13 protein-coding genes are annotated in these 17,457 nt (G+C 63.0%); 2 read left to right on the plus strand and 11 right to left on the minus strand.

Going from position 1 to position 17,457, the window contains the following annotated elements; translation table 11 throughout:
- Nucleotides 1–4 precede the first annotated feature (4 nt).
- A complete protein-coding gene (locus FHX47_RS07370) occupies nucleotides 5–904 on the plus strand; it encodes a 3-hydroxyacyl-CoA dehydrogenase family protein (RefSeq protein ID WP_183358284.1) in 900 nt (299 codons plus the stop codon).
- A gap of 20 nt (nucleotides 905–924) precedes the next feature.
- On the plus strand, nucleotides 925–1,365 hold the full coding sequence (locus FHX47_RS07375; RefSeq protein ID WP_183358285.1) for a YtoQ family protein: 441 nt from the start codon (nucleotides 925–927) through the stop codon (nucleotides 1,363–1,365).
- A 347-nt stretch (nucleotides 1,366–1,712) separates the two neighbouring features.
- Here FHX47_RS07375 and FHX47_RS07380 read toward each other — a convergent pair whose 3' ends face one another.
- The 11 genes from FHX47_RS07380 to FHX47_RS07430 all read right to left on the minus strand — a co-directional run bounded on the left by FHX47_RS07380 (nucleotide 1,713) and on the right by FHX47_RS07430 (nucleotide 17,449).
- Nucleotides 1,713–2,474 (minus strand): ATP-binding protein, encoded by a 762-nt coding sequence (locus FHX47_RS07380; protein ID WP_183358286.1) that lies wholly within the window; start codon nucleotides 2,472–2,474, stop codon nucleotides 1,713–1,715.
- A complete protein-coding gene (gene istA, locus FHX47_RS07385) occupies nucleotides 2,467–4,107 on the minus strand; it encodes an IS21 family transposase (RefSeq protein ID WP_183358287.1) in 1,641 nt (546 codons plus the stop codon). Before istA ends, FHX47_RS07380 begins: the two co-directional genes overlap by 8 nt.
- A gap of 1,777 nt (nucleotides 4,108–5,884) precedes the next feature.
- Nucleotides 5,885–7,789 (minus strand): FAD-binding monooxygenase, encoded by a 1,905-nt coding sequence (locus tag FHX47_RS07390; RefSeq protein WP_183358288.1) that lies wholly within the window; start codon nucleotides 7,787–7,789, stop codon nucleotides 5,885–5,887.
- A gap of 9 nt (nucleotides 7,790–7,798) precedes the next feature.
- On the minus strand, nucleotides 7,799–8,611 hold the full coding sequence (locus tag FHX47_RS07395) for an HpcH/HpaI aldolase family protein (RefSeq protein ID WP_183358289.1): 813 nt from the start codon (nucleotides 8,609–8,611) through the stop codon (nucleotides 7,799–7,801).
- Complete coding sequence (hpaH, locus tag FHX47_RS07400; RefSeq protein ID WP_183358290.1) at nucleotides 8,596–9,399, minus strand: 2-oxo-hept-4-ene-1,7-dioate hydratase; 804 nt, start codon at nucleotides 9,397–9,399, stop codon at nucleotides 8,596–8,598. The genes FHX47_RS07395 and hpaH overlap by 16 nt, the downstream gene beginning before the upstream one ends.
- Nucleotides 9,400–9,411: 12 nt before the next feature.
- Complete coding sequence (hpaD, locus tag FHX47_RS07405; RefSeq protein ID WP_183358291.1) at nucleotides 9,412–10,521, minus strand: 3,4-dihydroxyphenylacetate 2,3-dioxygenase; 1,110 nt, start codon at nucleotides 10,519–10,521, stop codon at nucleotides 9,412–9,414.
- A 65-nt stretch (nucleotides 10,522–10,586) separates the two neighbouring features.
- Nucleotides 10,587–12,092, minus strand: a complete 1,506-nt coding sequence (hpaE, locus tag FHX47_RS07410) for a 5-carboxymethyl-2-hydroxymuconate semialdehyde dehydrogenase (protein WP_183358292.1) — start codon at nucleotides 12,090–12,092, stop codon at nucleotides 10,587–10,589.
- Nucleotides 12,093–12,158: 66 nt separating this feature from the next.
- A complete protein-coding gene (locus FHX47_RS07415) occupies nucleotides 12,159–12,830 on the minus strand; it encodes an FCD domain-containing protein (RefSeq protein WP_183358293.1) in 672 nt (223 codons plus the stop codon).
- A gap of 10 nt (nucleotides 12,831–12,840) precedes the next feature.
- Nucleotides 12,841–14,277 carry a fumarylacetoacetate hydrolase family protein gene (locus FHX47_RS07420; protein WP_246328098.1) on the minus strand — a complete coding sequence of 479 codons (1,437 nt, stop codon included), beginning with the start codon at nucleotides 14,275–14,277 and terminating at the stop codon, nucleotides 12,841–12,843.
- Between the two features lie 232 nt (nucleotides 14,278–14,509).
- Nucleotides 14,510–15,991: an APC family permease gene (locus FHX47_RS07425; protein WP_183358295.1), complete on the minus strand. Its 1,482-nt coding sequence runs from the start codon at nucleotides 15,989–15,991 to the stop codon at nucleotides 14,510–14,512.
- A gap of 33 nt (nucleotides 15,992–16,024) precedes the next feature.
- Nucleotides 16,025–17,449: an aldehyde dehydrogenase family protein gene (locus FHX47_RS07430; RefSeq protein WP_183358296.1), complete on the minus strand. Its 1,425-nt coding sequence runs from the start codon at nucleotides 17,447–17,449 to the stop codon at nucleotides 16,025–16,027.
- Between the last annotated feature and the right edge of the window lie 8 nt (nucleotides 17,450–17,457).

The following is a 17,457-nucleotide window of genomic DNA, read 5'->3' on the forward strand; positions in this document are numbered from 1 at the left end:
ACAGATGAGCGAGCCCGCCAATCACCAGCCCACTGAGACCGCACAGCCCACCGTGGAGGTGCCCGCCCGCGTGGGGGTGCTCGGAGGCGGCCGCATGGGTGCTGGCATCGCCCACGCGTTTTTGATCTCCGGGGCTGAGGAGGTCGTCGTCGTCGATGTCAACGAGGCCGGTGCCGAAGCCGCCCGGCAGCGCATCGAGGCCGACCTGCAGGCCTCCCTGGAGCGTGGGAAGATCACTGGCGAGCACAATGACTTCGCGGAACGGCTGACCGTGAGCACCGCCTACGCGAACTTCGCCCGCTGCGGCCTGGTGGTCGAAGCCGTCCCCGAAGATCAGGGCCTCAAAGTTGCGGCCTTGACCCGGGTGGAGCAGCAGCTGGGCGACGACGCCTACCTGGCCACCAACACCTCATCGCTCTCCGTGTCTGATCTGGCAAAGAACCTGCAGCGCCCGGACCGCTTCTGCGGACTGCACTTCTTCAACCCGGTGCCAGCCTCCAAACTGGTGGAGGTGGTGCTGGCTGAACAGACCAGCCAGCAGCTCGCCGAGGAAGCCTCACAGTGGGTGCAGCAGCTGGGCAAGACACCGGTGGTGGTCAGCGACTCCCCCGGCTTTGCCTCCTCCCGGCTGGGAGTGGCCATCGGCCTAGAAGCCATCCGCATGGTCGAAGACGGCGTAGCCGACCCCAAAGCCATCGACGACGCCATGGTGCTGGGCTATAAGTTCCCCATCGGCCCACTGGCGCTGACCGACCTGGTCGGCTTGGATGTGCGCCTGGGCATCGCCGAGTACCTGCACTCCGAGCTGGGGGGACGCTTCGCGCCACCACAGCTGATGCGCGATATGGTGGCCCGCGGGGAGCTGGGCCGCAAAACCGGCCAAGGCTTCTTCACCTACGAATAGACCAATGATTGGAATATTGGATGCGACTCACTGTGTATTTGGCCGGTGAAATTCACACCGCCTGGCGAGATGATCTGATGGAGAAGGCCCAGCAGAAGGGACTTGATCTCGAGTTTGTGTCCCCGCAGCTGGTGCACGAGCGTTCCGACAACATCGGCGAGGACGTTCAGGGCACCCAGCCCAACGCGTACTTCCGTGACCTGGCGGCGTCAGACATCAACAACTTTCGCACCGAGGTTCTGCTGAAGAAGTCTGACATTGTTGTCGCCCTATTCGGTGAGCAGTACAAGCAGTGGAACACTGCCATGGACTTAAGCACCGCGATCGCCCTGGGCAAGTCGACGATCATGATCAGGCCTGAGGCCTTCATCCACCCGCTGAAGGAACTCTCCCGCAAGTCCAACGTCACGGTGTCAACAGTTGACCAAGCCGTAGACATCTTGGCATACGTCTACGAATAGCTTTGCAACCTAGCAGGGGGTAGGCACGGGGCCCCGGACTCAGGCCGACCGATACGGTGACACTGTGAATGCGCCGACCAGTTTGGGGTACTCAGTGGACTTCAACCCCCTTTTGGCTCTTATCTGCGATGAGCCACTAACGTGACACGAGTCAGGTCCCAGGCCCACGTGGCGATGCTCTCTCCCGCGATGCCATCGAGCGTCGATTGGCTACACACATCGGCCGCGCCTGCAACATGTTTAGCAGGGGCTTTCGGTAGCGGGCGTGTAGTGATCCGGTAGCGGGGGCGCGGGTACCGGATAGCGCTGTGGTGACCGCGCCCCCGCTTCGGCTGGGGTTTTGCTCCTCAGTCCTGTTCGGGGGTGTGGGTGTGGCGTCTCATGTTGGGGCCGTCGAGTTGGATGAGTTCGCCGGTGGACACGATGCGGTTGAGGATCGATTCAGCGATGACTGCGTCGTGCAGGGACTTGTACCAGTCCTGGGGGTCGAACTGGGAGGTGACCAGTGTGGATCCTCTGCCTTCTCTGGCGGCGAGGATGTTGAGCAGTTCGCTGGCGGCCTCACCGGTGATCGGCGTGGTCAGGAAGTCATCCAATACCAGAACGTCACAGGTGTGGATCTGGGCCAGGAACGCCAGCCGCTGTGGGTCGGTGCGGTGGTAGACCGCCAGCTGGTTGGCCAGGTCATCGAGGCGGAAGTAGCGTGCGGTGTAGTCGTTGCGGCAGGCGGCGTTGACCAGTGCTTGGGCCAGGTAGCTCTTGCCGACGCTGGATTGGCCCAACACGATCAGGTTGGTGCTCATCTCGATCCACCGGCAGGCTGCCAGACGCCCGATGACCTCGCGGTTGAGGTTACGGCCGGGCAAGTAGTGGATCTCCTCAACACAGGCTGTGAGGTTCGGTGACCGGGAGGCTTTGAGCAGCTTCTGGATCCGGCGTTCGGCCCGTGCAGTGTTCTCTTGGTCCAGGGCGTGGCGGATCTTCTGGGAGAAGGTCCATTCGTCGTAGGCGGGGTCATTGGCGAGGTCGATGGCGGCTTCGCCGAAGGCGGTCATCCGCAGTCTGGTGAACATTGGCATGTCATCGATGCTTAAGTGCTGGTCAATCATGGTCTACTCCAGTGTTTGGCTCGTTGGTGTGGCCCAGGGCGTCGAGGCTGAACTGATCAGCCCCACCCAGATGCGCTCGGCTGGTGTCACGGGCCAGCGGCGCCGAGGCCGAGGCAGCGGGGGCTTCGGTGACTGTGGGACGCTGATCACCGCGGGCCCGTATGGCAGTGAGGCGGTGTTTGACCGCGGTGTAGCTGACCGGTCGTCGCCGCTGTTCTTCGGTGTCGCAGAGCTGCTGGCAGGCGGCTTCGAGCAGGAGCCGGTTGGTGCCTTTGCCGAGGCTGAGGATGTTCATACATGCCCGGAAGCCTTGGGCTTCGATGGCCTTAGCGTCGAGCAGGCTGGTCAGCGCTTCGACAGTGTAGGGGCCGACTTTGGCTGCTTGGCGCAGAAAATAGGCCCGGGTCCACAGTCCGGATACTGCCTCGTAGTAGGCCGGAGCGTGCTCAGGGTTGGTGACGTACCCGTGGCGTTGGGCGCCTTGCCGGTGGGTGGCGATGATCGCGCCATCGGCCATGATGTCGATGTCGAAGCCGCTGATGCGAGCCTCCACACTTTGGCCGGCGAAGGCATGAGGCACCGAGTACTTGATGGTGTCCAGCTGGATGTGCCAGTCGCGGTGGACTTTGGCTTTGCGCCAGGTCACCGGCTGCCAGGGCTTGGCCGGCAAGTCCAGCAGCTGGTGATGCTCGCTGGTCGCAAGCCACTGGTTGCGGCTGGTGTTCTCCCCGCGGAAGGGAGTGCGATCGTTGATGACTTCCACAGCATCGGCGACCGCCTCGTTGAGGTCCTCGACAGTGGCGAAACGCCGATCCGCCAACCGATGGATCACCCAGTTGGTGACGATCTTGACCCCAGATTCCACATGGCCTTTCTCGCGGGGTCGGTACGATCTGGTCGGTACCACTGCGGTGCGGTAATACTCCAAGAAATCAGCGTAGGCACGATTGACTTCCCGGGTCTTGTCGTACCGGCTGATCGCATTCGACGCTGTGGAGGCGTTGTCAGGGATGATGACTTGGGCCACGCCGTCAAAGTATTCAAAGGCCCTACGGTGCGCATCCAGCCAGGAGGCCAGCTTCTCATCCAGATAGCCGCGGGCGAAGAGCATCCCTGAAAACGGCAGGGTGGCCACAAACACCGAGACCCCGGTGACCTTGCCGGTGATCGGATCGACGATGCTCATTTTCGTCCCCGCCCAGTCGACCTGCATCGTATGGCCAGGCACATGAGCGATCGGGGCCGTCAGATCATGGGTGCGCACATGCTCGGCCACGATTTGGCAGAACCTCTCATACCCATAATGGCGCACCCCAGCAGGAGCATCAGTGTCGAGGTATCTGGCCCATAGCACTTTCAGCGGAGGCTTCTTCCGCCCGAGTCGGGCGTTGGCCACCGCGTCAACATCGACCTCGATGAACAGCTCCGAGGAGGCTTTCCTGCCATCGGTGAAGAGTTCATCAAGGTCTTCGGCGCCCAGGCCCTCAACCTGCTCGGTGGTGGTCAGGGCGCGCTCTTCAACGACCTTGCGGGCTTTGGCGATAGTCCGGTGCGAACACCCGGCCATCGCTTCGATCTCACGGTAGGAATAGCCCTGCACCAGCAGGGACATCACAAGCCGATAATCGGCCATAATCGATCCTTTCACTCACCCACGACACCAGTTGCCGTGAGGGTGAAAGCAATCCTGTTACAGCCCAGCCCGAAACGCTACCGGATCCTTACAGCACTGCTACCCGGTCGTTACGCGCGTGCTACCGAAAGGCCCTTCTATACACAACAGCTGTACTTCATCGAAGGGCAAGCGCAGGGCTCTTCTGCTGATGTGGAATTTGGTCGCAGCACATCATCAAGGCCCCCGGCCCTTTTTTCATACCCTACTCAACATCCTCCGCGCGGTGCCCACCCCTGCCCCGAAGAATCCTTATACGTCGAATTCCCCGAACTGCCCCAACTACCGCAAGGGTTCCAAGAAACGTCCCGACGGCCACCATTATGACGCCGACGCCCGCCAGACCGGTTTGGTCGGGTGGAAGTACCGTGAACGCGTAAGCAACAGTAAACGACAATGGCATCACGAGCAGAATGGCCCATGCGCGGACAAATTTGTCGGCAAGTATCACTAGGGCCACCCAACACACCCCACACCCTATACCTTGCCAAAGTTGATACGGCCCAGAGATCTCACCCGTCACAGGGTCGCGATGATAGCTAGCGTCCCACGCGAACCATCCCCACCACAACCCTGCCGTAATCACAATCAGAGCCAGGATAAATCCGAATTGGCTAGCTAGTCCGCGCCTCAAGATGACCTCCAATTCAGGATCATACAAAGCTCACGTATTTGATATACCACTGTGATCAAGAAACCGCCGTCACCGCAGTTACTACACCGTGATATGTCTTAGCTACTCCCGAGCAGGCATAGCGCTGTGGGCTCCATTGACCATACGCCGAAATGCAGTTTCCCGTGAGTCGAACCCACAGTGCGTCGTCGCACGCAACTGACCTATCGCCGGCAGCCTGATAACACAGGTCATGACTTGCGCACGGACCCCTGAAGTCGGCATCAAAATAAGAATCTGGGGAACTCGTGCAGTAATCATGGAGACTACCAAGAGAAGGGTTGTAGATATAGTGGCTGGGTATTCCATACATAGGGGCTGCGGCTATGCTCATGTTTCCGCCTGTATTCCCGAGAGAGCCGCCTGGCGACCCCAGACCGGAGGAAGATATCGCGCTCGCCTGTGTGTCCAGCTCCCGCGTTGGATCCATGAGGACCGGAAACTCAGTATTCTCGTCAAACGTTACGGTCTGCCGAATACTCCCATCCACGTACTCGTAGCTCGACTCTAGGAAATCACCGGACGCATCGAGCGCCCACGCTTGTTCAAAGCTTCCCACAACTGTGTCTGAGGTTTTGATTAAGAGGCGGCCATCCTCCGCTAGGGATACATCACTGCCTTGAGGGGTAGCGAGAGGAAAATTGATAGTCTCCTCAGAATCATCTGAGGTAAACAGAATAGGTCCAGGGTCGCTTTCCGGAGTTATGTTTGGCGATGAAGGTAAATCCAACTGCGCCAAATCGAAGGCCGGATCAGCCGGTCCTGTTATTTCTGAAGGTGGGGGGGGGTGCAGCCATTCCGGTGAGTAGGAGACTTGACGTTAAGCCCAGCAAAAGAAGATGTGAAGGCTTTGAAAGCATAGGTGAAATTACCCTTCTCATATGCATAGGACAGTGTCCTATTTCCATGTACCCTTAACCGTTGGAATACTCGAGTAGCTGAACTTACTGGATAAGCACTCCAGTTAAATATAGTACACCCTGGATTGCGAAGAGCCGGTTTCCACGGCACGCCGCGGCGCCGGATGCCGCTAACCACCCACGTTGCCCACCCGCGCTGCTCGGCTCAGTCAGCGTCGTTGAAGACGCCGGCGAAGAAGTCCGTCAGTTCTTCCCGGGCCCCCAGCGGCAGCACGTGGGCCACGTACTGATCCGGACGTACGATGACGACCGCACCGTCGCGGCTGATGCCGCGCTCATCGAAGATGTCATAGTCCGGATGAATGCTGAAGACGTTGTTCAGATCGACCACCTGGTAGGGGCCCACTTCCGGGGTGAAGATCTTCGGGGCGTTCATCACCTCGAAGTCGGTGTGCTTGCGCTGATAGGTGACTTTGATGTCGAAGAGCGCGCTGCGATCCTCATCAGCGGCGGTGAACCGGTTCACCGGTGAGTCCGCGGACTCGTCCATCCACTGCGCCCACCGGCGGATCGCAGAGGTCTCCCCCGCCGGCGCGTCCGGGGTGGAATCGCAGGCGAAGGCATAGATCCGCCAGCGCCCGTCCGCCGTGGCCTGGTGGCCCAGCTGCAGCGGGTTGGTGTCGCAGACCCGAACCACGCGCTCCGATTTGAACCGTTTGCCGATGGGGAAGCCGGTGGCCGAATCCTGATGGTCGGTGGAACCGGTGATCATCGAGGGCTCGTATTCGGTCATGAACCCGGCGGGGAACTCGAAGGTCTTGTCGTAGAACTCCTCCAGCTCCGCAGGGTTCTCAAAGTCCTCGGGCCGCTTGGCCATCATAGTGGACCATTCCTTGTCGAAGTCGATCAGGTTTTGGGCCACCACCTGACGCTCCTGCGAGTAGGTGCTCAGCAGCGCTTCGGGGCTGCGCCCGGAGACCACCTGGCCCAGCTTCCACCCCAGATTGAACCCGTCCTGCAGAGACACGTTCATGCCCTGGCCGGCCTTGGCGCTGTGGGTGTGGCAGGCGTCGCCGGCGATGAACACCCGCGGGGTCCGCTCACCGGTGAGGTCAGCCGGAACGTCGTCGAACCTGTCGGTCAGCCGGTGGCCGACCTCGTAGACGCTGTTCCACGCGACGTGCTTCACGTCCACCGTGTAGGGGTGGAGAATCTCGTTGGCCCTCTCGACCACCTCATCCAGAGTGGTCTTGCGAATCTCGCCGGCACGTTCCTTGGTGACCTCGCCCAAGTCCACATACATCCGGAACAGGTGGCCGCCCTCGCGGGGGATCAGCAGGATGGATCCGCCGGAGTTCGACTGGATTGCTGATTTCAGCCGGATGTCGGGGAAGTCGGTGGTGGCCAGCACGTCCATCACGCCCCAGGCGTGGTTGGCCTGCGTGCCGTCCAGCTTCAGCCCGATCGACTCCCGCACACCGCTGCGCGCCCCGTCAGCACCCAGGACGTACTTCACCCGGATTATCCGCTCCTCGCCTTCGCGTTCGGCTGCGGTGTGGCGCACCCGCACCTCCACCGGGTAATCGCCTTCGCCGGTGTCGGTCAGGCTCAGGAACTCGATGCCGTAGTCCGGGGTCATGCGGCTGGGCGAGTTGAGCATGAACTGCGCGAAGTAGTCCAGGATGCGGGCCTGGTTCACGATCAGGTGGGGGAACTCGGAGATTCCCTGTGGATCATCGACCTTCTGCGCGGCGCGCACAATGTTCTTCGGGTTCTGCGGGTCCGGCTTCCAGAAGGCCATCTCCGTGAGGTGATACGCCTCGCTGGTCAGCTGGTTGGCGAACGTGAACGCCTGGAAGGTCTCCACGCTGCGGGCCTGTATGCCGTCGGCCTGGCCGACTTCCAACCGGCCGGGGCGGCGCTCGATGATCCGGGTGTGCACATCCGGGTACATGGCAAGCTGTGCGGCGGTGATCATGCCCGCGGGGCCGGTGCCGACGATCAGAACATCCATCTCGTCGGGAAGCTCAGCGGGCCGGTCCTTGCCGATGCCGGCGATGGGCTGAACCCGCGGGTCGGTGGACACATAACCGTGGTGGTGGAACTCCATAGTTGCTCCTCAGTAGCTTTCCGGCGGTTCGGCCGCCGACGTCGACGATTGCGGGATAAATGTGGATGCGAGCTTCTCTGAGCCGCGGGCCACCAGGGCCACGTCAGCCCCGACCAGCACCCAGCGGGCGCCGGCGCTCACGTAGTCTCTGGCAGCCTCAGGGTCGAAGGCGTTGACCCCTGCGGGCTTGCCTGCGGCGATGATCGCGGCGAAGGACTCTTTGACCGCGGCGACGACATCGGGGTGGGTCTGCTGACCGATCAGCCCCATGGAAGCCGATAGGTCGCTGGGGCCGAGGAATACGCCGTCAATACCGTCGACGGCGGCGATCTCTGCCGCGTTGGCCACGCCTTCGGCGGTCTCGATCTGCACGAAGACCGACACGTGGCGCTCAGCCTCCTGCAGGTAGCCCTGCACCCGGTTCCACCGGGCGGAGCGGGCCAGGGCGCTGCCGATGCCGCGCACCCCGTGTGGGGGGTAGGTGGCCATGGCTGCGACCTCTTCGGCCTGCTGCGCCGTGGAGACCATCGGCACCAGGATGTTCTGCGCCCCCAGGTCCAGAACCTGTTTGACGGTGGTGGTCTCACCGGCCGGCACCCGCACCACCGGGGTGGTGTCATAGCCGGAGACCGCGTGCAGCTGAGCCATGACCGACTGAAGTCCGTTGGGGGCGTGCTCCATATCGATGAGCAGCCAGTCCAGCCCGGCGCCGGCCATGATCTCGGCGACCACCGGTGAGCCGGAGCAGATCCAGCCGCCGTAGAGCGTGCGCTGCGCCGCTGCCAGTTGCTTGCCGAAGGTCGGGTCTAGTCGAAGCGGCATGTCACTGTTCCCATCGGCCCATAGTCGCAGAAGACCGTGTCGCCGGCTTCGACCCACATCGGGCGGGTGAAGGAGCCGGCCAGAATGATCTCTCCGGCGGTGAGCGAGTCGCCGTGCTGGCTGAGCTTATTGGCGAGCCACACCACGCCGGAGGCCGGATGGTTCAGCACTGCGGCCGCCACCCCGGACTCTTCGATCGTCTCGTTGCGGTAGAGCAGCGCGGAGACCCAGCGCAGGTCGACGTCGTGGGGCTTGACCGGGTTGCCGCCGGTGACCATGGCGCCCATTGCGGCGTTGTCGCTGATGGTGTCCACAATGGTCCGCCCAGTCATCTCGATGCGCGACGAGAGGATCTCCAGGGCAGGCACCACATAGTCGGTGGCGTCTAAGACGTCGAATATGGTGACGTTGGGCCCGGTGAGGTCTTTGCCGAGCACGAAGGCCAGTTCCACCTCGATGCGCACGTTGGAGAATCGGCTGTGCTGGATCACCGAACCGTTCTCGTAGACCATGTCGGCGAAGATCGCCCCGTAGTCGGGCTCGGTGATGCCGGTGGCTGCCTGCATCACCTTGGAGGTCAGGCCGATCTTGCGGCCCACCGGACGGCGACCAGCGGCTGCTCCGCGGCGTCGCCACTCGTTCTGCACCGCGTAGGAGTCCTCGATGGTCATTTCCGGGTAGCGGCTGGTCAGCAGACCGATCATGCTGCGCTGCTCCTCGGCGGCGGCCAGCTCATCGGCGATGGTGGTGATCGTCTCCTGGCTGAGCCTGGTGTTTTCAGCGGGCATTGGGCCTCCCCCCTACAGCTGGTGTCCGAGTTTGTATTCGCCCTGTTTCCACTCGGGCATGGTCTCTTCATCGCCCTTGCGAGTGTAGGAGAAGCCGTCGGCGCCGATGGTGACGTCCATTTCGTCAGTCTCGCTGCGCTCCACGGTGGGCATCGGGTTGCCCTCCAGGTCCAACACGGTGGAGGCTTCGGTGTACCAGGAGGGCACGACCGGGTTTCCCCACCAGTCGCGGCGCTGGTTGTCGTGGACGTCCCAGGTGACCACCGGGTTGTCGGGGTCGCCGGTGTAGTAGTCCTGGGTGTAGATCTCCACGCGGTGGCCGTCGGGGTCGCGCAGGTAGAGGTAGAAGGCGTTGGAGACCCCATGCCGGCCGGGTCCGCGTTCGATGTGGTCGGAGAGACGCAGGGCACCGAGCTTGTCGCAGATGGCCAGGATGTTGTGCTTTTCGTGGGTGGCGAAGGCCACGTGGTGCATCCGGGGACCCGCGCCGCCGGTCATGGCGGTGTCGTGGACGGTGGGCTTGCGCCGCATCCACGCGGCGTAGGTGGTGCCTTCGGCGTCCTGGATGTCTTCTGTGACCCGGAAGCCGAGGTCCTCCATGTACTTCACGGCCTTGGGCACATCTGGGGTGACCTGGTTGAAGTGGTCCAGCCGCACCAGGGCGCCGGGCGAGTAGAGGTCGTAGCGCCAGGCTAGCCGCTCCACGTGTTCGACGTCGTAAAAGAACTCGTAGGGGAAGCCCAGCGGATCCTGCACCCGCACGGAGTCACCGATGCCTGTGACGAATCCGTTCTTCGCACGCTTCACCGGGCTGCCCAGCTCTTTGTAGTAGGCCTCGGCTTTGTCGACCTCCTCGGGGCTGCGCACCCGGTAGGAGAAGGCGGCCACGGCGGCGGCGTCGCCTTGGCGCAGCACCAGGTTGTGGTGGATGAACTCCTCCATGGAGCGCAGGTAGATGGCGTTCTCGTCCTCTGTGGTGACCACGAGGCCCAGTACGTCCACATAGAAGTCGCGGGAGCGCTTCAGGTCGGTGACCACCAGCTCCATATAGGCGCAGCGCACTACATCGGGAGCCGGCGACGACGGGGTCGGAATCGTTGCGTCAGGGGTGTTGGGGGTCATGTCAGGCGTCCTTGCTCTGTCAGGTGGAAAGGGGCTCAGCAGAATAGGGCTCAGCGGCAGGAAGCTCAGTCGGCTTTGCCGAAGACGGGGTTGTGCACTTCACCGAGGTTGATGTGCACAGCCTGCTGGTCGGTGTAGAAGTCGATGGACCGGTAGCCGCCCTCGTGTCCCAGACCTGAGGCCTTCACACCGCCGAAGGGGGTGCGCAGGTCGCGGACGTTGTTGGAGTTCAGCCACACCATGCCTGCCTCCACGGCCTGGGCGAAGTTGTGCGAGCGCTTCAGGTCGTTGGTCCACACATAGGCGGCGAGGCCGTACTTGGTGTTGTTGGCCAGCTTCAGCGCCTCCTCTTCGGTATCGAAGGGGGTGATGGCCACCACGGGGCCGAAGATCTCGTCCTGGAAGATGCTGGCGTCCGGGGAGACGTCGGCGAAGACGGTGGGGGCGACGAAGTTGCCGGTCTCGAACCCCTCGGGGCGGCCACCGCCGGCGACCAGGCGGGCCTCCTCCTTGCCCTTCTCCACGTAGCTCATCACCTTGTCGAAGTGCTCCGGGTGCACCAGGGCGCCGACCTCGGTGGCGGGCTCGTGGGGCAGGCCGACCTTGACGCGCTTGGTCTGGGCGGCGTAGCGCTCGACGAACTCGTCGTAGATGCTGCGTTCCACCAGGATCCTGGAACCGGCGGTGCAGCGTTCGCCGTTGAGCGAGAAGACGCCGAAGACGGTGGCGTTGATGGCGGTCTCCATATCGGCGTCGGCGAAGACGATGGCCGGGGATTTGCCGCCCAGCTCCATGGAGAGGCCCTTCAGGTGCGGCGCCGAGTTGGCGAAGATCAGTTGGCCGGTGCTGGACTCTCCGGTGAAGGAGATCAGCGGGACCTCGGGGTGCTTCACCAACGCATCGCCAGCATCTTCACCCATGCCGTTGACCAGGTTGAACACACCAGCTGGCAGGCCAGCCTCTTCGAAGATGCCCGCCCAGAGGCCGGCGGAGAGCGGGGTGAACTCGGCCGGCTTGAGCACCACCGAGTTTCCGGTGGCGATGGCCGGGGCCAGCTTCCAGCTCTCCAGCATGAAGGGAGTGTTCCAGGGGGTGATCAGTCCGGCCACGCCGATCGGCTTGCGGTTGACGTAGTTGGCCTGACGTCCGGGAACTTTGAAGGCATTATCGTGCTGGGCGACGATCAGATCGGCGAAGAACCGGAAGTTCTCTGCTGCCCGGCGTGCCTGGCCCAGCGCCTGGGTGATGGGCAGGCCGGTGTCGAAGGACTCCAGCTCGGCCAGGCGATCGCCGCGGGTCTCCACCACATCTGCGATTTTGTGCAGCACCCGTGAGCGTTCCCGGGGCAGCGCCTGGGACCAGGTGCCGGCGTCGAAGGTTCGCTGGGCTGCGGCGACGGCGCGGTCAATATCGGCGCTGCTGCCCGCCGAGGCCTGAATATAGGTCTCGTTGGTGACCGGGCTGATGACGTCGAAGGTTGCTCCGTCGGCTGAGTCGACGAATTCGCCGTCGATGTAGTGCCGGATCTGCTCCGGCAGCTCGGCGGGGGTACGAGTCTCATAGTGTGTCATCGTGGTGCTCCTTGATGTGTTGCTGTGGTCTGGTGATCGTGGTGGGCAGCCTGCGGGGCCGGGCTGCTAACCGTCCTGGTCGCGGAAGGCCTCCACGGTGCGCCATTTGTGGTGGCGGATTCTCATCTCGATATCGGCGGGATCTGCTTGGTCCCGGATCAGCGTCAGGATTTCGTCGTGCTCATCGACCGAGCGCGGCGCCCGGTCCGGCACAAAGCTGAAGGTGGAGGTGCGCAGCCCGGCCATTCGTCCCCACCCTCGGTCCACCAGCATGCTCAGGTGCGCGTTGGGGCAGCGGGCGAACAGCGCACGGTGGAACCTCTCGTTCAGCACGGTGAAGACCGAGGGGTCAAAGTCGCTGAGCACGGCTCGCATCTGGTCGTTGATGCCCTGGGCCGCGGCGACGTCGTCCTCGGTGATGTGCGGCAGGGAAAGCACAGTGGCTGCGCCTTCTAGGACCCCCAGGGTCTGCATGGTCTCGACGTATTCCTCCTGATTGACCATCGCGACCCGGGCGCCCACATTGCGCTCGAACTCCACCAGCCCTTCGGCCTCCAACCGGCGGATCGCCTCCCGCACCGGCACAGTGCTGACGCCCAGCTCGGCAGCGATACTGCTGAGGACCAGCCGGTAGCCGGGGTTGAAGTCCCGGGTCAGGATGCGCTGGCTGAGCCAGTCGTAGGTGCGCTGGGACTTGCTGGTGGATTCGGGCTTGCTGGTGGATGCGGTCGCCGGCACAGACACGGCCTCACGCCCTCCCGTGCTCAGCCTCGTAGCGGGTCCGCCACTGCTGGTTCATCGGGAAGACCTCTTCGATCGGGGCCCCGGCTTTGACCTGTTCAGCGACCCACGCGTCCTCGGCCTCCTTGGCCAGGACCGCGTCGACCACTTCTTCGGCCAGGGCTGGGGGGATGACGACGACGCCGTCGTCGTCTCCGACGATGAGGTCGCCGGGCTGCACCGTTGCGCCTCCACAGGCGATGGTCAGGTCAGCGTCCCAGGGCACATGTCTGCGTCCCAGCACGGCCGGGTGGGCGCCGCGGGTGAAGACCGGCAGGTCGATGTCGGCCACCGTGGTGTAGTCACGGACTCCCCCGTCGGTGACCACGCCTGCGGCGCCGCGGGTCTGCGCTCGCAGGGCCAGAATGTCGCCCAGGGTGCCCGAGCCGGATTCGTTGCGGGCTTCGATGACGATGACTTCGTCCTCGGCCACGGCGTCGAACACCTGCTTCTGTGCGTTGAAACCGCCGCCGTGGGACTTGAAGAGGTCCTCACGGTTCGGCACGAAGCGCAGGGTCTTTGCCGTGCCGACCAGCTTCTGGCCCGGTCGGGTCGGGCGGACCCCGTCGATGGCCACATTGTTGAGTCCGCGCTTGCGCAGCTCCTGAGACAGTCCGGCGACCGGCGCCTGGGTCAGCTTGGCCTTCAGCTCTGGGCTCAGGGCTGGTCCGGCTGCGGGCAGGCCCGCTGCGTCGCGGCTGCCCCATGCTTCTTCGCGCTGCAGGTCGTTGACCTGGGGCACAGAACCCAGTTCGGGGTCGAATGAGTCCTCACCCTCCACGATGGTGGAGACAAGACGTCCGGTGCTCACACCCCGGTCGGGGGCGTCGACTTCCACCTCGACGGTGTCTCCGGGCTGGGCGACGGACGCGCCTTTCGGGGTTCCGGTGAGGATCACATCGCCGGGGTGCAGCGTCAGGTGCTGGGAGAGGTCGGCGACGATGTGGGCCAGCGAGAAGATCAGCCCGTCAGTGCTGTCCTCCTGGACCAGCTGCCCGTTCTTCCATGTCCGCACGCGCAGCGCCTGGGGGTCGAGGCCTTCGGCGTCGATGAGCTCCGGGCCCAACGGAGTGTATCCGTCGCGCCCCTTATTGCGAACGTTGGATCCCTTGTCCGCTGCCCGCAGGTCGTAGAGCCCCCAGTCGTTGGCGGCGGTCACCGATTCCACGTGACTCCAGGCCTTCTCCAGTGAAACGTTGCGCGCTTCGGCGCCGATCACCAGGGCGATCTCACCTTCGAAGGCCAGCAGCTCGGTGCCGGCGGGCCGCTCCACCGAATCCCCGGAAGCAGCCACCGAGCTGGTGGGCTTGAAGAAGTACGACGGCGCTTTGGGGCGTCGTCCACGCTCAGCAGCGCGTGATTCGTAGCTGATATGGACGGCGATAATCTTCCCAGGACTGAACATATTTGAGATCATATATCATCTGCGGTGGCCCGGCAAGCACATTTTGTGAGCCGCGGCACAGGCTTCAATACACCGCAAGTTTTCATGGTCGCCGCGGGACATATTCCGCGGCATCGACGAAAAGCCGCTGTGTTTTGCAAGCCACGGTGTTTTGGCTTCGGCGTCGACGTGACAGGAGGGTGGCTGCCGCCAACCTCGCATCTGAGGCAGCCACTCCCCTGTCACGAAACGATCAGCCGATGTTGGCGTCTCGGACCGCCTGGTAGATCTCTGGCCTCTTTACGCGCAGGTACTCTCCCCAGATCAGGCCCACAATCCCAGAGCCGATGATCACTCCAGGGATGATGACGACCAGCGCAGAGAAGCCCTCGGATTCGATCATGACGTCGAAGTTCAACATGATCAGCACTGCGATCACACCCAGCCCGATCGCCGCGACCAGTGGAGCCACCGTCCTGATCAGAAGAGGATGGTTGTGGGGGTCGCGTCCGAAGTAGCGCATGATCGCAACTGAGGTGATGCACAGCAGAAGCACCATCCCGAACCCTGCAGCATTGGTCAGCCACGGGAACATGGTCATCACCGGGTACAGGGGGCCAAATTCGGATCCGGTGCCTGAGATGGCGAAGATGATGATGAACACCAAAGCCAGTGCCGTCTGTGTCATCGATCCGGCTACGGGAGCGCCGTTCTGCGCGCCGGTGGCACCCAGGTATTGCGGAAGCACCCGAGCCCGCCCCATCGAGAAGAAGTACCGGGCTGCCGCATTGTGAAAGGCAACCATTGCGGCAAAGATGCTGGTCAGAAAGAGCGCCGCGGCCAGGTTGGCGACGACCACCGGAACCTGCTGCTCCAGGAAAACGAACATCAGGTCCGGGCCCCACTCCTGGGACTGCGCCACGATCTCGGACGGGCCGATGCCAATGGCGAATGCCCAGGACGAAAGTGCGTAGAAGACCGCAATGATGCCGACCGCGATGTAGGTCGCCCGGGCCACCGACCTTTTCGGGTTCTTCACCTCCTCCGAGTAGATGGCTCCGGACTCAAAGCCCATAAACGCCGCGATCCCGAAGGCCAGCAGCGCCCCGAGACTGCCGGTGAGCCAGTTCATCGGCAAGAAGGGATCAGCGCTGATGCCTTCCGGAGCCACGCCGAAGGACAACAGGCTCACGCCGATGACAACAACAAACTCCAGGCTCACAATGACAATCAGGACCTTGGCGGAAAGGTCGATCTTGTTGATGCCCAGCACCCCGATCAGCAGCCAGGCTGCCAGCGCCCACACCCACCACGGCAGCTCCAAGCCTATGACGTCGCCGATGATCGATGATGCGGTGAACCCGAAGACTCCGTAGAGACCAATCTGCATCGCGTTGTAGGTCACCAGCGCCAGGAAGGAGGTGCCGATCCCCTGACGAGCACCGAGCCCGGCGGCGACGTAGGCGTAGAACGCGCCAGCATTCTGCACATAGGTGCTCATACGCCCATATCCCAGGGCGAAGAACACCAGAATGATCCCCAGCGCCAGGTACCCCACAGGAACCCCGGTTTCTCCGGTGACCGCGAAACTGGTGGTGGCACCTCCGGCAAGCACGGTCAGCGGCGCCGAGGCCGCGATGATGAGGAAGACCAGCGCAGGCACCCCGAGTGTGCGTTGTGCAAGTGCTGATTCTTCTGGGGCAGGTATTTGTGTACGAGCAACAGATTCACTCATGATTGTCCTCTTCCAAGTAGGCCCGAGGGTTAGTTACCAGCTGATGACATGGGGCACAGAGACGTGCTTGAGGCCTTCTAGGCCGAATTCAAGACCGAACCCGGAATTCTTTACCCCTCCGAACGGAATCCTTGGGTCCACAGCCCCGTGCTTGTTGATCCAGGTAGTCCCAGCCTCCAGTCGGGCGGCAACCTTCCTGCACAGGTCGACGTCGTTGCCCCACACCGAGGAGCCCAGACCCACATCGAGGGCGTTGGCCCACTCAATGGCCTGGTCCAGCTCGGTGTATTTGATGATTGGCAGCGCGGGCCCGAACTGCTCTTCGGCCACCAGTGGGTTGTCGTTGTCGATATCGGCTACCAGCGTCGTGGGATAGAAATAGCCGGCCTGGGACTCGTCCGGGTCCCCACCAGTGAGGATGCGCGCTCCGCCGTCCTTGGCCGCCTGCACCAGCCTGGCCACAATGTCGTACTGCTGTTTGTTCTGGAGCGGACCCAGCACATTCTTCTCGTCCAGACCCACTCCCATCGGCGCATTCTCAGCGACTTCAACCAGGGCTTCGCAGACCTGGTCGTACAGCCCTTCCGGGACATACAGTCGCTTCATCGCCGCGCACGTCTGACCAGTGTTGATGAATGCACCCCAGAAGAGCTCCTCGGCGATTGCCTGCGGATCAGCATCGTCCAGCACAATCCCGGCGTCGTTGCCGCCCAACTCCAGGGTCAGCCGGGCCAGGGTGTCGGCGGCGGTGCGCATGATGGCCTGTCCGGTCTTAGTGGAGCCGGTGAACATGATCTTGTCCACCTGTGCGTGACTGATGAGTGCTGCGCCCACCTCGCCGTCGCCGGGCACCACGTGCAGCACGTCGGCCGGCAGCACCTGGTTCAGCACATGCACAAGGGCCTGGACCGACAGTGGGGTGTACTCCGAGGGTTTGAGCACCACGGTGTTGCCCATCCGCAGCGCTGGGGCCAGCTGCCAGATCGAAATCATCATCGGCCAGTTCCACGGCCCCACCGCGCCGACGACGCCGACCGGTTTGTAGTGCAGCTCCGCGCGACCGGACTCATCGTCGACTACCACTTCAGGCTCAAGCTCGAAGCCGGCGTTGGCGCGGAGCCAGGCAGCACAAGCACCGACTTCGAAACGGGCGTTCGGCCCGTTCAACGGCTTCCCCTGCTCACGGCTCAGCAGCTCGGCCAGGGCTTCGGCCGATGCCTCGACCGCGTCTGCAGCCTGGTTCAGCAGGTCACTGCGCTCAGCGTGGCTGCGAGCTGCCCAGTTCGGTTGGGCCTGTTTCGCTGCGGCAACGGCAGCGTTGATGTCCTGCGGAGTGCCTACACGCGTGCGCCCCACGGTCGCCCCAGTAGCTGGGTCGATCACTTCACGCCCGTTCGGCTCCTGAACGGTGTCCAGCAGATGGTCAAGAGTCAACAGTGCATCAGATTGAACAGTCATCATCATTC

This window comes from Garicola koreensis, assembly GCF_014195445.1.
GTDB lineage: Bacteria > Actinomycetota > Actinomycetes > Actinomycetales > Micrococcaceae > Nesterenkonia > Nesterenkonia koreensis.

Excerpts from the sequence above, each read along its gene's own strand:
- FHX47_RS07370 (WP_183358284.1), top strand. The coding sequence starts at position 5 with ATGAGCGAGCCCGCCAATCACCAGCCCACTGAGACCGCACAGCCCACC.
- hpaE (WP_183358292.1), bottom strand. The coding sequence starts at position 12,092 with ATGACACACTATGAGACTCGTACCCCCGCCGAGCTGCCGGAGCAGATC.
- FHX47_RS07395 (WP_183358289.1), bottom strand. The coding sequence starts at position 8,611 with ATGCCGCTTCGACTAGACCCGACCTTCGGCAAGCAACTGGCAGCGGCG.
- FHX47_RS07425 (WP_183358295.1), bottom strand. The coding sequence starts at position 15,991 with ATGAGTGAATCTGTTGCTCGTACACAAATACCTGCCCCAGAAGAATCA.
- hpaH (WP_183358290.1), bottom strand. The coding sequence starts at position 9,399 with ATGCCCGCTGAAAACACCAGGCTCAGCCAGGAGACGATCACCACCATC.
- FHX47_RS07420 (WP_246328098.1), bottom strand. The coding sequence starts at position 14,277 with ATGTTCAGTCCTGGGAAGATTATCGCCGTCCATATCAGCTACGAATCA.
- hpaD (WP_183358291.1), bottom strand. The coding sequence starts at position 10,521 with ATGACCCCCAACACCCCTGACGCAACGATTCCGACCCCGTCGTCGCCG.
- istA (WP_183358287.1), bottom strand. The coding sequence starts at position 4,107 with ATGGCCGATTATCGGCTTGTGATGTCCCTGCTGGTGCAGGGCTATTCC.
- FHX47_RS07430 (WP_183358296.1), bottom strand. The coding sequence starts at position 17,449 with ATGACTGTTCAATCTGATGCACTGTTGACTCTTGACCATCTGCTGGAC.
- FHX47_RS07380 (WP_183358286.1), bottom strand. The coding sequence starts at position 2,474 with ATGATTGACCAGCACTTAAGCATCGATGACATGCCAATGTTCACCAGA.
- FHX47_RS07390 (WP_183358288.1), bottom strand. The coding sequence starts at position 7,789 with ATGGAGTTCCACCACCACGGTTATGTGTCCACCGACCCGCGGGTTCAG.
- FHX47_RS07375 (WP_183358285.1), top strand. The coding sequence starts at position 925 with ATGCGACTCACTGTGTATTTGGCCGGTGAAATTCACACCGCCTGGCGA.